Here is a 14,406-nt window from a genome sequence, read left to right on the forward strand (position 1 = left end):
GACGACCCCGTTCGGGGGGAGGGTGGTCCGCGTGTTCGGCCTGATACGCAAGTACGCCGCCAGAGTCCGCACCGCCGCGCACACGCAGCCGGCGGGCACTCGGGAACGGCGCGCGCACAACTTGTTCGAGGCCGCGGCCGCCTATGTCGTGGCCCGCGCGGAGGACGATCAGGACCGGATCGAGGAAGCCGCGGGCTGGGTGCCGCCGGAAGCGCTGTCGTTCGGGGTGAGCGAGCTCGCCTGCCGGGCCGTCGTCGCGCTGGCCCGGGAGCGCGACCAGTCGCCCGCGTCGGTGGCCCGCGATCTGCTCGGACTGCCCACGGGCTGAGCGGACGGGCCCCGGGCCCACCGTGGTCGTTTCGCCCCCGTCCAGGCGGAAACCTGCAGGTCCGCGTGGTGTGAGGAGTCGTGACAAGCGGCTTCCGCTCGCACTAGGGTGCGCGCCGTTGGACGAACCACTGGGAGGCAGGGATGGCCGGAGCCGACGACGAAGCCGGCGCCGCCGCGGATGATGCGCTGTACGTGCTGACGGCGGTGCTGCTGACGCCGGCGCAGTTTCCGAGCGTTCTGGGCGACGACTATCCGGAGGCGTGCGCGGCGCTGGGTCTCGCGCCCCTCGCCGACGGGTACGGCCTGGTGCTGGGCCAGGACGGCACGGGCGCGCGCTGGACGGTCGTGATCGACGACGTCTCGCTGGTCGCCGTGGCGATCGCGTCCTGGGACTGCGGCATGGAGTACGAGCTGTCCCCGGACGAACGCGCGGTCGTGGCCGCCCTGCCGGGCTGGCCGCTGGCCGTCGCCGTCGCGGCTCCCGGTGTCCCCGCCCCGCACGACCCCGGTCCCGAGGTGGCGGACCGGCCCGCCCTGAGGCCGCCGGACACGAGTACCTGGGGACCGGCCCAGCGGCGGCTGGGCGCCGACGAGATAGCCCTGCAGTGGGCCAAGTGGCGGGAGCAGATCGACGACGCGCGGTTCGCCACGCCCGACGCGGCCGACGGGGACCAGCGGGAGGCGCAGGAGGCGCGGGAGAAGGCCGAGGAGTCCTCGCCGGAGGGCGAGCGGTCCGTGCCGCAGAGCGGCCACCGGGGAGTCAGGCGGGTGCTCGCGGAGGCCCGCGCCTACGTCGACTCGCCGCCGCCGCTCGGCAGGGTGCGCTCGTCGTTCGCCCCGGGGGACGCCCGTACGCTGCGCGCCGACGGCCCCGGCTGGTCGATCGTGGCCCGCACCGACGACATCGCCTTCGTCCTGCTCGACGAAGAGCCCGGCGAGGTGCTGCCGGTGGGCCGGGGACCCGAACTGCCGGGCCTGCTGGAAGCACTCGACAAGATGGCCGTACGGCCCCTCTGAAGCCGCGCCCGGGCCGGCTCGCCGCACCGCCCGGCCGGAGGCGACACGCCGGGCCCCTCGGCCCGTCCACGGCGGACGGCGCCCGGGGGGCGGGGTCGGCTTCGGCGTGGGCGTCGCCCGGCTGCACCGCCGGCACCTCCGGCGGCCGCACGCCGCCCGCGAGGAACCTGCCTGCCGCACCCGGCGACGAGCGCGGCCACCCGCAGACCGGACCGGGCCGCCGCCCCCGCCGGACGGCCGCTCGGCGCGCCAGGAGGCGTGAGGGGCCCGTGAGGGCCCTCCACGGCGTCCGCCGTCCCTTCAGCGGCCCAGCTCCTTGCGGGTGACCCTGCGGAGCCTGCGCCGCTGCGCGGGGTCCAGCGCCAGATACCCGGCCACGGGAACGCCCACCACGATCAGGAACGCCACCCACCAGGGCAGCCAGATCAGCAGGAGCAGCCCGACCGCCACTCCCCCGACGGCGATCTTCGCTGTGTTGGACATGAGCGTCGCCTCCTTCGCGGCCTCTGCCGCTCTCTGCACTGGAAACGGCCCCCCGCTCCCCGCGGTTCCACATTCCGCCCCTGAGACCTCCCTGAGGCCTGCCCCCTAGTGGATGAGGCCGCCCCTTGGGGACGTCCGGACGCGGCCGCTTCCTCACGGACCGTCGCACGGCGTCCTCGCGTACGCCCTGAAGCATGGCCACCACTCGAACAGATTGTGAAGTGGCCCGGATCACGGCGCCGGCATTCCGCTGCCCTTCTCGACGCGCCGCACCCAGTGATCCGACGAGCGGCCGATGCCGGCCGTTCATGCCGATGTCCTACGGAGTTCCACCTCGAGCCAACTCTGGCCGCAAAAGCAACTTGTCCCGCAGGAGGCCCGATGTCCACGGGACGCCCGCGTCGTCCGCACGGCGACGCTCGGCGAGATCCCGCTCGGCGCGTGCAGCAACGCCCTGCTGCCGGGCAGCATCGACGACGACCACGGGGTGAAGCTCGACGGCATCGCCAGCGACATCTACCCGGCGGGCCGCAAGGACGAGTACTGGACGGTGACCGACCGAGGCCCCAACGGGCAGATCAAGCTCGACGGCGCCAAGCGCCGCACGTTCCCGGTGCCGGGATTCGATCCGGCGATCGTGAGGATCCGGGTCTCGCACGACACGGTCCAGGTCGTCGACGCGATCCCGCTGACTACGTCCTCCGGCAAGGCCGCCACCGGGCTGCCCGACCAGCGGGGCCGGGACGAGGCGCCGTACACCTACGACGCGAAGGCGCCGCTGCCGTAGACCCCGGACGGGCTCGACGCGGAGGGCATCGTGCGCGCCGCGGACGGGACGTTCTGGCTCGTCGACGAGTACGGTCCCTCGCTGGTCCACGTCTCCTCGCGCGGGAGGGTGCTCACCCGGTACGTGCCCAGGGGCCTCGGCCTGACCGGCACGGACTACCCCGTGGTGGAGGCGCTGCCGGCGGTGTTCCTGCACCGCAAGGCCAACCGGGGGTCCGAGGGGCTGGCGCAGCTTCCCGAGGGCGATCTGGTGATGGCCCTGCAGAGCCCCCTGTCGCTGCCGGACGCGGACACCGGGGACGCCTCGCGCACCACGCGGCTGCTGCGCTTCTCGCCGCGCGCGAAGGCCGTCACCGCCGAGTACGCCTATCGGTTCGACCCGGTGAACGTGGTCGACCCGGGCGAGGACGACACCTCCGAGCTGAAGATCTCCTCCGTGGTGGCCGTGGGCGGTGACCGGCTGCTCGTCGAGGAGCGCACGGACAAGGCGGCCCGGCTGCAACTGGTCCGGCTGGACCGCAGGTCGAGCATGCTCGGCGGGCCCTGGGACGACGACTCGACCTCGCCGTCCCTGGAGCAGCTGGACGACCCGGCGTCCGCCGGCGTCCCGGTGCCGGCCAAGCGGCTCGTGGTGGACCTGAACACGGTCGACGGCGTGCCGCAGAAAATCGAAGGCATCGCGTGCGTGGACCACGACACGCTCGCCCTCGTCAACGACAACGACTTCGGTATGACCGACGGCGCGGGCGCGTTCGCCGGGCAGGGCCGGCTCGTCGGCAGCGGGATCGGGACGACCGTCGTGTACGTCCGGCTGCCGAAGGGGCTGTGTGCAGTCCGGACGAGAAACGACCGAGGGCCGGGGCGGCGGCGGTGCCGCACCCCGGCCCTCGGCGCGCTCAGCCCCGGGCGCCGAGCAGATGGTCCATGGCGAGCTGGTCGAGACGCTCGAAGGCCATCCCGCGCGCGGCGGCCGCATCGACGTCGAAGTCCTCGAAGGCGGCGCGGTCGGCGAGCAGCGCCTCCAGGCCGTCCGCGGCCGTCGGCTGGGCGAGCTGGTCCAGGCGGGAGGCGCGCAGGGCCTCCTGGACCTCGGGGTCGGCGCGGAAGGCCGCGGCGCGCTCCTTGAGGATGAGGTAGTTGCGCATGCAGCCCGCGGCCGAGGCCCACACGCCGTCCAGGTCCTCGGTGCGCGGCGGCTTGAAGTCGAAGTGGCGCGGACCTTCGTAACCGGCGCTCTCCAGCAGGTCGACCAGCCAGAACGCCGCGCGCAGGTCGCCGGCGCCGAAGCGGAGGTCCTGGTCGTACTTGATGCCGGACTGGCCGTTGAGGTCGATGTGGAACAGCTTGCCCGCCCACAGGGCCTGCGCGATGCCGTGCGGGAAGTTCAGGCCCGCCATCTGCTCGTGCCCGACCTCTGGGTTGACGCCGTACAGCTCCGGGCGCTCCAGGCGCTCGATGAAGGCCAGCGCGTGGCCGACGGTGGGCAGCAGGATGTCGCCGCGCGGCTCGTTCGGCTTCGGCTCGATGGCGAAGCGGATGTCGTAGCCCTGGGCGGTGACGTACTCGCCCAGCAGGTCGAAGGCCTCCTTCATGCGGTCCAGGGCCGCGCGCACGTCCTTGGCGGCGCCGGACTCCGCGCCCTCGCGCCCGCCCCAGGCGACGTAGGTCCTGGCGCCCAGCTCGACCGCCAGGTCGATGTTGCGGATGGTCTTGCGCAGCGCGTAGCGGCGCACGTCGCGGTCGTTGGCGGTGAACGCGCCGTCCTTGAAGACGGGGTGGGTGAACAGGTTGGTGGTGGCCATCGGCACGGTCATGCCGGTGGCGTCCAGGGCCTGCCGGAACCGCTTGATGTGCGACTCGCGCTCGCTGTCCGAGGACCCGAAGGGGATCAGGTCGTCGTCGTGGAAGGTCACTCCGTGGGCACCCAGCTCGGCCAGGCGCTGCACCGTCTCGACCGGGTCGAGGGCGCGGCGGGTGGCGTCGCCGAAGGGGTCCCTCCCCTGCCAGCCGACGGTCCACAGACCGAAGGTGAACCTGTCCTCGGGGGTGGGCTGGTAGCTCATGCGACGGCTCCTTGCTGCGTTGCGGCTATTTCGTCATGGCCGTTTACAAATTAGTATGCGCTCGCGTCCCTGGGAAGAGACAAGATGTCTTTGTCCCGCAGAGTCGTAGAAAGTCACGAAGTCGCGGAGCGCGCGGAACGCCGCGAAGCGGAACGTCGCGGAAAAGGGAGAGCCCATGTCAGCAGCGGAGGGTCCGCTCGTCGTCGGCGTGGACACGTCCACCCAGTCCACGAAGGCACTGGTCGTCGACGCGGCCACCGGCCGGGTGGTGGCCAGCGGCCAGGCGCCGCACACCGTGTCCTCCGGGGCGGGCCGCGAGAGCGATCCGCGCCAGTGGTGGGAGGCGCTGTGCGAGGCGCTCAGCCAGTGCGGTGACGCGGCGCACGAGGCCGCCGCGGTGTCGATCGGCGGTCAGCAGCACGGTCTGGTCACGCTGGACGAGCGGGGCGAGCCGGTGCGTCCGGCACTGCTGTGGAACGACGTCCGTTCGGCGCCGCAGGCCCGCCGACTGGTGGAGGAGCTGGGCGGGCCGAAGGCCTGGGCGGAGCGCACGGGCAGCGTGCCCGGCGCCTCGTTCACGGTCACGAAGTGGGCGTGGCTCGCCGATCACGAGCCGGAGTCGGTCCGCGCGACGAAGGCGGTCCGGCTCCCGCACGACTACCTCACCGAGCGCCTCACCGGGCAGGGCACGACCGACCGCGGTGACGCCTCCGGCACCGGCTGGTGGTCGTCGGGAACGGAGGAGTACGACCCCGAGACCCTCGCGCACGTGGGGCTCGACCCGGCGCTGCTGCCCCGGGTGGTACGGCCGGGAGAGGTGGCCGGCACCGTGCGCGACAGCCACGACCTGCCGTTCTCCAAGGGCACGCTGGTCGCTCCGGGCACCGGCGACAACGCGGCGGCGGCGCTCGGTCTCGGCCTGCGGCCCGGCACGCCGGTGCTCAGCCTGGGCACGTCCGGCACGGTCTACGCCGTGTCCCGGCACCGCCCGGCCGACCCGACCGGCACGGTGGCGGGCTTCGCCGACGCCCACGGCGACTGGCTGCCCCTGGCCTGCACCCTGAACTGCACGCTCGCCGTGGACCGCGTCGCGGCGCTGCTGGGCCTGGACCGTGAGGCCGTGGCACCCGGCGGCTCGGTGACCCTGCTGCCGTACCTGGACGGCGAGCGCACCCCGAACCTGCCGAACGCCGCCGGCCTGCTGCACGGCCTGCGCCACGACACGACTCCCGGACAACTGCTGCAGGCCGCGTACGACGGCGCCGTGCACGCGCTGCTCGGCGCGCTCGACCTGGTCCTGGACGAGGACGCGGACCGCAGCACCCCCCTGATACTGATCGGCGGCGGAGCCCGCGGGACGGCCTGGCAGCAGACGGTACGGCGGCTGTCCGGCCGGCCGGTACAGGTGCCCGAGGCCAGGGAACTCGTCGCCCTCGGGGCGGCGGCACAGGCCGCCGGCCTGCTCACCGGCGAGGACCCGGCCGCTGTGGCCCGCCGCTGGAACACCGCCGCGGGCCCGGTGCTGGAGGCCGTGGAGCGGGACCAGGAGACGCTGGACCGGATCAGCGGGGTACTCTCCGACGCGGCCCCGCTGCTGGACCGCGGGACGCCGACCACACCGAGCGCCTGAGACGGGGCGGCAGACACGGAGGATCGACGCCAGGCATGACCGCACCGCCGCACGAGGCACACCCGCCGGCCACCGGCCGCACCCTGCCGGACACCCAGCAGGGCATGCGCCGGCGCAACCTGGCACGCGTGATGCACGCCGTGAGCGCCGAGGGCTCGCTGTCGCGGGCCGCGGTCGCCACGCGCATCGGGCTGACCAGGGCCGCCGTGTCGACGCTGGTGGACGAGCTGATCCGGTGGGGCCTGCTGGAGGAGCTGGGTCCGGAGCGGCCGGGCCGGGTGGGCCGGCCCGGTTCCGCGCTCGCGGTCTCCGGGCGCGGTCCGGCGGGGATCGGCGCGGAGATCGGCGTCGATCATCTCGCGGTCTGCGCGGTCGACCTGCGCGGCACGGTGCGCGCCCGGGCGGTGCGGCACACGGCGAACCGGGGCCGGACCCCGGAGCCGGTCACCGGGGAACTCACCGAGCTGGTCCGCCAGGTCGTCGCGGAGGCGGAGCGGGAGTCGCTCTGGCCCGCCGGGCTCGCCGTCGCCGTGCCCGGCCTCGTGGCGCGGGACGGGCGCACCGTCGTCCGCGCCCCGAACCTCGACTGGCACCACGCCGACCTCGGCGCCCTGCTGCCCGGCGAGTGGCCGCTGACCGTGGGCAACGAGGCCAACTTCGGTGCGCTGGCGGAGCTGTGGCTCGGCGAGGGCACACCGCGGGACTTCCTGCACGTGTCGGCCGAGATCGGCATCGGCGCGGCGGTCGTGGTGGACGGCGGCCTGCTGCACGGCACCCGCGGCTTCGCGGGCGAGCTGGGCCATGTGCCGGTACGGCCGGACGGGCCGCCCTGCGCGTGCGGTGGCCGCGGCTGCCTGGAGCAGTACGCCGGCGAGGAGGCGGTGCTGCGCGCGGCCGGGCTGGAACCTCGCGAGGACCTGGTGGGCCTGCTCGCCGGGCGCGCCGAGCAGGGTGACGAGAGCGTACGGGCAGCCCTGCGCGAAGCCGGTACGGCGCTCGGCATAGCCCTCACCGGCGCCGTGAATCTCCTCGACCCCGAGACGGTCGTCCTCGGCGGCGCCCTGGCCGGCTTGTCTCCCTGGCTGCTGCCGTCCCTGGAGGCGGAACTGACGAGCCGCACGGCGGGCCCCCCGTGCCCGGTGACCGTGTCCCGACTGGGCTCGCAGGGTCCCCTGCTGGGCGCCGCGCACTCGGTCGTCCGGGGCGTGCTGGACGATCCGGCGCTCGTGGCGGAACGCGCCTGACACCTCGGGCACCCGGCGGGCCTCCCGCCGCCTGGCCCCGGCGCGCGGCCCCGGCTCTCCTGCCACCGGGCTCCGGCCCTTGCACCCCGGTGTTCACCCGATCGGGTGGCCGAGTTGTCCACAGACGGAGGCTTCTCCACGGAACCGGTGCGTGCTCTTCTGCCCAACCCGCCCGCGCCGTACCGTGATTCACGCGAGGCCGGACCGACGCTCCGTCAGTGTCGCCGTGCCTCAAGCGGTTGACGGTACTTCACACGCATTGGGTGGCAGTGGGCTGACAGGCATCGGGGGACGCACATGCACGAGGAGACGACCGGGGCGCTGCGACGCGATGCCGTCGGGTTGCGCGAGGTGCTGTTCCAGAGCGTGACGGCGATGGCGCCGGCCGCAGCGGTGGCCGCGTCGATTCCGGCCGGCGCCGCCTTCGCGGGCGGCAGTCTGCCGCTGGCGGTGCTGATCGCCCTGGTGGCCTGCCTGTTCACCGCGTCGTGCGTGGCCGAGCTGGCCCGGGAGCTGCCGGCCGCGGGCTCGGTGGCCACATATGCCGCGCGCGGACTGCACCCCGCCGTCGGATTCCTCGTCGGCTGGGGTTACGTCTTCGTGGAGATGCTGGTCCCGCCCCTGCTGCTTCTGCAGCTGGGCTTCACGGCGGCGGGCACGCTGCACGAGGAGTGGTCGTCGTATCCGGCGGACCTGTGGTGGCCGTGGTCCCTGGCCGGCGCCGGTGTGATCGCCGTCGCCGGCTATCTCGGCATCCGGGCCTCGGCCCGTTTCGGCACCGTCCTCGGCGTCTTCGAGATCCTCGTCTTCCTGGTGTTCGCGGCCCTGCTCATCGGCAAGGCCGGTGACGCCAACTCCCTGTCGGTGTTCGGCACTTCGCACACCGCCGACGGTTACGCCGGGATCAGCGGCGTGTTCGCCGGGTCCGTCTACACGGTGCTGGCGTTCGCCGGGTTCGAGGCGGCGGCGCCGCTCGCCGAGGAGACCCGGAACCCACGGCGGACGATGCACCGCGCGGTCCTCGGGGCAGCTCTGGGCATCGGCCTGTTCTATGTGATCACCACCTATGCGATGACCGTCTACTTCGGCCCCGACCGCTTCGCGAAGTTCGGTGCGTCGGGCGCCGCCTCCTGGGACGGAGTGGCCCGGGCCTCCTTCGGCCTGTTCTGGGTGCTGGTCTTCCTGGCGGTGGTCAACTCCACGATCGCCAACGCCAACGCGTGCACCAACGTCTCCACCCGTACGGCCTTCGCTCTGGCCCGCATCCGCGTGTTGCCTAGGCTGCTCGCCACTCTCCACCCCCGGCACCGCTCCCCCGTCGCCGGTATCGCCCTGCAGACCATCGTGGCGGTCGCGGCCGTGCTGGGGCTCGGGTTCGGCTACGACCCGGTGACCGCCTTCCTGCTGCTCGCCACAGTGATCGTCACGGTCGTCGTCGGCGTCTACATCGTCGTGAACCTCGCCTGCGCCGGCTACTTCCTGCGGGCCGGCCGGGCCGCCTTCGCGCCGGTACGGCACCTGCTGTTCCCCGTGCTCGGCATCGCGGCCTTCGTCCCCGCCCTGCTGACGGCCGCCGGCCTCCCGGTCTTCGACTTCGTCACCGCGCTCACGGCGCCGGTCTCCTACGCCGGTCCGATCGTCGCAGTCTGGATGGCGGTGGGCGTGGTGGTGCTGCTCCTCCTGATACGGCGTCATCCCGAGCGGATAGCCGAGACCGCCCGGGTGCACCTCGACGCGTACGATCCCGCCGGGCCACGGCGGGACGGCACCGTACCCCGGTGACCCGCGGGCGCACCGTCCGCGAGTCCCCCCTCTCTCCGGCCTTCCCGCAGAAGGGACCACCTCCACGATGACCGACCCCCGCATCCTGACCGTGCGCCCGGAACCGGACGCCTACGCCTGGACGTTCGGCGGTGCGCTGCCAGTGGCGCGGATCGCGCCCGGCACGGTCCTCGACCTGTACACGGAGGACTGCTTCGCCGGCCGGGTGCGCTCCGAGAAGGACCTCGTCTCGGAGGTGTGCGAGTTCCCCTTCCTCAATCCGCAGACCGGGCCCTTCCACATCGAGGGCGCCGAACCGGGTGACACGGTGGCCGTGCACTTCGTGTCGATCGAACCGGCCCGCGACTGGGCCGCATCCACGACGGTCCCGCTGTTCGGTGCGCTCACCTCCACTCACACCACTGCCTCGCTGCAGCCGCCGCTGCCGGAGCACGTCTGGATCTGGCAACTGGACCGCGCGCGGCGCACCGCCCTGTTCCAGGCACGGGACAGCGACATCGAGGTCGAACTGCCCATGGATCCCATGCACGGCACCGTGGGCGTGGCGCCCGCCAATCTGGAGGTGCGCTCGGCCCTGGTCCCGGACGCGCACGGCGGGAACATGGACACCCCCGAGATGCGGGCCGGCGTCACCTGCTACCTGGGGGTCAACGTCGAGGGCGCCCTGCTCAGCCTCGGCGACGGGCACGCCCGGCAGGGCGAGGGCGAGACCTGCGGGGTGGCGGTGGAGTGCGCGATGAACACCGTGGTGGTCGTGGAACTCCTCAAGGACGTCGCCACGCCGTGGCCCCGGCTGGAGTCGGACACCCACATCATCTCCACCGGCTCGGCCCGCCCGCTGGAGGACGCGTTCCGGATATCGCAGCTCGACCTGGTGCAGTGGCTGGTGCGCGACTACGGGTTCAGTGAGCTGGACGCGTACCAGTTCGCAACCCAGGCCGTCGAGTCGCCGTTGGCCAACGTGTGCGACACCAACTACACGTGTGTGGCCAAGATCCGCAAGGAGTGGCTGCCTGCCCGGGAGACGTACCGGGGCGTGCACGCACGGCTGCGGGAGACAGCGCAGTCCCTGCGGAGCTGACCCCGGCGGCGTTCCCCCGGTGCCGCCGGGCCGGACCGTGGCGCCCGGCATCGCTCACCCCGCCGGCCCGCGCGAGCACGCCGCCACTCGCGCGAGACCACGACTCCCGACGTCCACATCCCTCTCCTTTCCCTCTGCCTCCCCCCACAACGAAAGGCATCCGCCGATGGACCTGGACCCGGCCGGACCCGGACGGCGAAGAGAGCCGGCCCAGCCGGCGGCCGCGCCACTGCCGGCGAGCCCGGCACCGCCGCGCCTGAGCAGGCGCCGGCTGCTGAAGGGCGCGGCGCTCGCCGCCGTCCCGTACGCGCTGTTGCCCGACGCGAGGGCCGGTGCGCAGACCGCGTCCGTGGACTACCCGCCCGCCGAGTGGCAGCCGGCGAGCAGTTCCAACTACACCGCCTCCGACCGCCCCGGCACTTACGCGATCGACCGTGTGATCATCCATGTCACGCAGGAGACGTACGCCAACACACTGGCGATCTTCGGCAATCCGGAGAAGAAGGTGTCCGCGCACTATCTGGTCCGCTCGGCGGACGGGCACGTCGCGCAGTGCGTGCACGAGGCCGACATCGCCTGGCACGCGGGCAACTGGGACTACAACACGCGCAGCATCGGCATCGAGCACGAGGGATGGGTGGACCAGCCCGCCTATTTCACCGACGCCCTCTACCAGGAGTCGGCGAGGCTCACGGCCGCGATCTGCGACACCTACGGCATCCCCAAGGACAGGGAGCACATCATCGGCCACTACCAGGTGCCCGGCACCGACCACACCGACCCCGGTCCGGACTGGGACTGGGTCCGCTACCTGAGACTGGTCAACTTCGCCTAGCCGGACGACGATGGGCGCGGGACCGACAGCACTGATTCACCGTCCGGGGAGGCCGATGTGACCGATCCGTGGGTGGCCCTGGAGCCGGGGGCCGACCCCGTCGAACGGGTCCGTGCGCTGCGCCGCGCGCACGAGACGTTCACCACGGCGGGCACGGTGCCGCGCCCGGTCCGCTCGGTGGTGGCGGAGTCGTGGCGGCGCAGCGCGCGGGCCGGTGTCCGTCCGGACGGCACCGCCGGCGTGGAGCTGACCGACGGCGACCTCGGCGCGTACCGGGCGGAGCACCCGCTGGCCAGGGTGATGCCGCTGTTCCGGGAGCTGATGGGCACGTTCGCCGCCGACGGCGAGCATCTGCTGGCGGTGTGCGACGCGCACGGCAGGCTGCTGTGGGTCGAGGGGCACCCGGCGACCCGGCGCCGGGCGGACGGGATGAACTTCGTGCCGGGAGCGCGCTGGTCGGAGAGCGCGGTCGGCACCAACGCGCCGGGCACCGCGGTCGCCGTGGACCGGCCGGTGCAGGTGTTCGCCGCCGAGCACTTCATACGGCGGGTGCAGCCGTGGACGTGCGCGGCGGCGCCGGTGCACGACCCGCGCACCGGCCGGGTCCTGGGCGCCGTGGACATCACCGGCGGCGACGGGCTGGCGCATCCGCACAGCCTCGGGTTCGTGCAGGCGGTGGCGCGGGCGGCGGAGACCCAGCTCGCGCTGCTCGAACCGCCCGGCACAGCGCACGGCACACCGCTGCTCTGCGCGCTCGGCCGGGACGAGGCCGAGCTGGTCCTGGACGGCGGCCGGATCCGGCTCAGCCGCCGGCACAGCGAGATCCTCGTCCTGCTCGCCCGGCATCCCGAGGGGCTCGGCGGTGACGAGCTGCTGTGCGCCCTGTACGCGGACGAGTCGGTGACGCCGGTGACGCTGCGGGCCGAACTGGCCCGGCTGCGCAGGCTGCTGGGTCCGGGACTGCTCGCGTCGCGGCCGTACCGGCTGACCGCCGCGGTCGAGTCGGACGCCACCGTGGTGGAGCGGCGGCTGCGGGCGGGGGCGGTGACGTCCGCGGCGGAGGCGTACACCGGTCCGCTGCTGCCCGGTTCGCAGGCGCCGGCGATCGTACGACTGCGGGACCGTCTCGCCGGGGAGCTGCGCTCGGCGCTCATCGCGCACCGCGACCCCGACCTGCTGGCGGACTGGGCGCACGCGCCGTGGGGCGAGGACGACGTGGAGGCGTGGCGGGCGCTCGCCGCGGTGCGGCCCACGGCTCCGGTGCGGGCGCGGCTCGCCGCGCTGGAGGCCGAGCTGGCGGCGCCGCCCGCCCGGCCCCGGGGGCGGACCGGCGGCGCAACGTGGTTGCAACGTCCGCCCGCCTAGCCTCGCCGACGGGAGCTGCCCAACGGCGGGCAGCACTGCACCAGGAGGCAGAGCAGCATGACTCGTTACGCGGCGCCGGGCACCGAAGGCGCGATCGTCTCCTACCAGGCGCGCTACGACCACTTCATCGGCGGCGAGTACGTGCCGCCGCTGCGCGGGCAGTACTTCGAGAATCCGTCGCCGGTCAACGGACAGCCGTTCACCGAGATCGCGCGCGGCACCGCGGAGGACGTCGAGCGGGCACTGGACGCGGCGCACGAGGCCGCGCCCGGGTGGGGCCGTACGCCGGTGGCGGAGCGCAGCGACATCCTGCTGAAGATCGCCGACCGCATGGCGGCCAACCTCGAAGCCCTCGCGGTGGCGGAGAGCTGGGAGAACGGCAAGCCGGTGCGGGAGACGCTGGCGGCCGACATCCCGCTGGCGATCGACCACTTCCGGTACTTCGCCGGGGCGATCCGGGCGCAGGAGGGGTCGCTCGGCGAGATCGACGACGACACGGTGGCCTACCACTTCCACGAGCCGCTCGGGGTCGTCGCGCAGATCATCCCGTGGAACTTCCCGATCCTGATGGCGGCGTGGAAGCTGGCGCCGGCGCTGGCCGCGGGCAACGCGGTGGTCCTCAAGCCGGCCGAGCAGACCCCGGCCTCCATCCACTACTGGGTCGGCCTGATCGCGGACCTGCTGCCGCCCGGTGTGCTGAACATCGTCAACGGCTTCGGCGTGGAGGCGGGCAAGCCGCTGGCGTCCAGCCCGCGGGTGGCGAAGGTGGCGTTCACCGGGGAGACCACGACCGGGCGGCTGATCATGCAGTACGCCTCGGAGAACATCAAGCCGGTCACCCTGGAACTCGGCGGCAAGTCGCCCAACATCTTCTTCGACGACGTGTGGGCGCACGACGACGACTTCCGCGACAAGGCGCTCGAGGGCTTCACCATGTTCGCGCTCAACCAGGGCGAGGTGTGCACCTGTCCGTCCCGGGCGCTGATCCAGCGCGGCCACTACGCGGAGTTCCTGCAGGCGGCCGTGGAACGCACCCGGCAGATCAAACCGGGCCACCCGCTGGACACGGACACGATGATCGGCGCCCAGGCCTCCAACGACCAGCTGGAGAAGATCCTGTCCTACCTCGACATCGGCCGGCAGGAGGGCGCGAAGGTCCTCACCGGCGGTGAGCGCATCGAGTACGACGGCGAGCTGAAGGGCGGCTACTACGTCCAGCCGACCATCTTCGAGGGCGACAACCGCATGCGGATCTTCCAGGAGGAGATCTTCGGCCCGGTCGTCTCGGTGACCTCCTTCGACGACTTCGACGACGCCATCAAGATCGCCAACGACACGCTGTACGGCCTCGGCGCGGGCGTGTGGACCCGGGACGCCACCACCGCGTACCGCACGGGCCGCGCGATCCAGGCGGGCCGGGTATGGACCAACTGCTACCACGCCTACCCGGCGCACGCGGCGTTCGGCGGCTACAAGCAGTCCGGCATCGGCCGCGAGACGCACAAGATGATGCTGGAGCACTACCAGCAGACGAAGAATCTCCTGGTGTCGTACTCGCCGAAGAAGCTGGGCTTCTTCTAGTCGCCCGAAACGCGCGGTCCCCCATCCGGGAGGTCCGACACGTCGTCCGCTGCAACGCCACCCTCACCGGCCAGGTGAGGGTGGCGCCCCGAGGTGGGCGGGCCGGAGGGCCGGCGGCGGTCCTCCGCCAGGGCAGCACGCATGCCGCCGGTTTCGCATGCACCGGTGAGCGAGGTCCCCCGATTACCGCCGGCTTCGTGGCAGGCATC

The 14,406-nt window shown here is 73.2% G+C and carries 11 protein-coding genes and 1 pseudogene; 10 read left to right on the plus strand and 2 right to left on the minus strand.

The features are described from left to right. The first annotated feature begins 31 nt into the window (after nt 1-31). Nucleotides 32-328, plus strand: coding sequence for a hypothetical protein (locus ACGFZN_RS04585; RefSeq protein ID WP_393856996.1), 297 nt, complete (start codon nt 32-34; stop codon nt 326-328). Between the two features lie 143 nt (nt 329-471). Next, the gene (locus tag ACGFZN_RS04590) at nt 472-1,347 is read left to right on the plus strand and encodes a hypothetical protein (RefSeq protein ID WP_393856997.1); all 876 of its coding nucleotides are present in this window, start codon (nt 472-474) and stop codon (nt 1,345-1,347) included. A gap of 300 nt (nt 1,348-1,647) precedes the next feature. Here ACGFZN_RS04590 and ACGFZN_RS04595 read toward each other — a convergent pair whose 3' ends face one another. Further along, nucleotides 1,648-1,830 carry a hypothetical protein gene (locus ACGFZN_RS04595; RefSeq protein ID WP_330341434.1) on the minus strand — a complete coding sequence of 61 codons (183 nt, stop codon included), beginning with the start codon at nt 1,828-1,830 and terminating at the stop codon, nt 1,648-1,650. A gap of 345 nt (nt 1,831-2,175) precedes the next feature. On the opposite strand from ACGFZN_RS04595, the pseudogene ACGFZN_RS04600 reads away from it, so the two are divergent. Continuing rightward, nucleotides 2,176-3,442: pseudogene (locus tag ACGFZN_RS04600) on the plus strand (esterase-like activity of phytase family protein); the annotation flags it as partial. 70 nt (nt 3,443-3,512) lie between these two features. On the opposite strand, the gene xylA reads toward ACGFZN_RS04600, so the two are convergent. Next, nucleotides 3,513-4,679, minus strand: a complete 1,167-nt coding sequence (gene xylA / locus ACGFZN_RS04605; protein ID WP_393856998.1) for a xylose isomerase — start codon at nt 4,677-4,679, stop codon at nt 3,513-3,515. A gap of 175 nt (nt 4,680-4,854) precedes the next feature. Here xylA and xylB point away from each other — a divergent pair, with 175 nt between their 5' ends. The 7 genes from xylB to adh all read left to right on the plus strand — a co-directional run bounded on the left by xylB (nt 4,855) and on the right by adh (nt 14,197). Further along, nucleotides 4,855-6,309 carry a xylulokinase gene (xylB, locus tag ACGFZN_RS04610; RefSeq protein WP_393856999.1) on the plus strand — a complete coding sequence of 485 codons (1,455 nt, stop codon included), beginning with the start codon at nt 4,855-4,857 and terminating at the stop codon, nt 6,307-6,309. Nucleotides 6,310-6,344: 35 nt separating this feature from the next. Beyond that, nucleotides 6,345-7,553 (plus strand): ROK family protein, encoded by a 1,209-nt coding sequence (locus ACGFZN_RS04615; protein ID WP_393857000.1) that lies wholly within the window; start codon nt 6,345-6,347, stop codon nt 7,551-7,553. 297 nt (nt 7,554-7,850) lie between these two features. Further along, the gene (locus ACGFZN_RS04620) at nt 7,851-9,335 is read left to right on the plus strand and encodes an APC family permease (protein ID WP_393857001.1); all 1,485 of its coding nucleotides are present in this window, start codon (nt 7,851-7,853) and stop codon (nt 9,333-9,335) included. A 67-nt stretch (nt 9,336-9,402) separates the two neighbouring features. Further along, the gene (locus ACGFZN_RS04625) at nt 9,403-10,416 is read left to right on the plus strand and encodes an acetamidase/formamidase family protein (protein ID WP_393857002.1); all 1,014 of its coding nucleotides are present in this window, start codon (nt 9,403-9,405) and stop codon (nt 10,414-10,416) included. A 166-nt stretch (nt 10,417-10,582) separates the two neighbouring features. Beyond that, nucleotides 10,583-11,251 (plus strand): N-acetylmuramoyl-L-alanine amidase, encoded by a 669-nt coding sequence (locus ACGFZN_RS04630; protein ID WP_393857003.1) that lies wholly within the window; start codon nt 10,583-10,585, stop codon nt 11,249-11,251. Between the two features lie 57 nt (nt 11,252-11,308). Next, nucleotides 11,309-12,616: a GAF domain-containing protein gene (locus ACGFZN_RS04635; protein ID WP_393857004.1), complete on the plus strand. Its 1,308-nt coding sequence runs from the start codon at nt 11,309-11,311 to the stop codon at nt 12,614-12,616. 57 nt (nt 12,617-12,673) lie between these two features. Further along, nucleotides 12,674-14,197, plus strand: coding sequence for an aldehyde dehydrogenase (gene adh, locus ACGFZN_RS04640; protein WP_393857005.1), 1,524 nt, complete (start codon nt 12,674-12,676; stop codon nt 14,195-14,197). Nucleotides 14,198-14,406: the final 209 nt, after the last annotated feature.

The sequence above is a fragment of the Streptomyces sp. NPDC048192 genome (assembly GCF_043202415.1).
Lineage (GTDB): Bacteria > Actinomycetota > Actinomycetes > Streptomycetales > Streptomycetaceae > Streptomyces.

Bases quoted from the DNA above. Each gene is read 5' to 3' on its own strand.
- adh (WP_393857005.1), top strand. From the start codon at position 12,674: ATGACTCGTTACGCGGCGCCGGGCACCGAAGGCGCGATCGTCTCCTAC.
- ACGFZN_RS04595 (WP_330341434.1), bottom strand. From the start codon at position 1,830: ATGTCCAACACAGCGAAGATCGCCGTCGGGGGAGTGGCGGTCGGGCTG.
- ACGFZN_RS04620 (WP_393857001.1), top strand. From the start codon at position 7,851: ATGCACGAGGAGACGACCGGGGCGCTGCGACGCGATGCCGTCGGGTTG.
- ACGFZN_RS04590 (WP_393856997.1), top strand. From the start codon at position 472: ATGGCCGGAGCCGACGACGAAGCCGGCGCCGCCGCGGATGATGCGCTG.
- xylA (WP_393856998.1), bottom strand. From the start codon at position 4,679: ATGAGCTACCAGCCCACCCCCGAGGACAGGTTCACCTTCGGTCTGTGG.
- ACGFZN_RS04625 (WP_393857002.1), top strand. From the start codon at position 9,403: ATGACCGACCCCCGCATCCTGACCGTGCGCCCGGAACCGGACGCCTAC.
- ACGFZN_RS04630 (WP_393857003.1), top strand. From the start codon at position 10,583: ATGGACCTGGACCCGGCCGGACCCGGACGGCGAAGAGAGCCGGCCCAG.
- ACGFZN_RS04615 (WP_393857000.1), top strand. From the start codon at position 6,345: ATGACCGCACCGCCGCACGAGGCACACCCGCCGGCCACCGGCCGCACC.
- xylB (WP_393856999.1), top strand. From the start codon at position 4,855: ATGTCAGCAGCGGAGGGTCCGCTCGTCGTCGGCGTGGACACGTCCACC.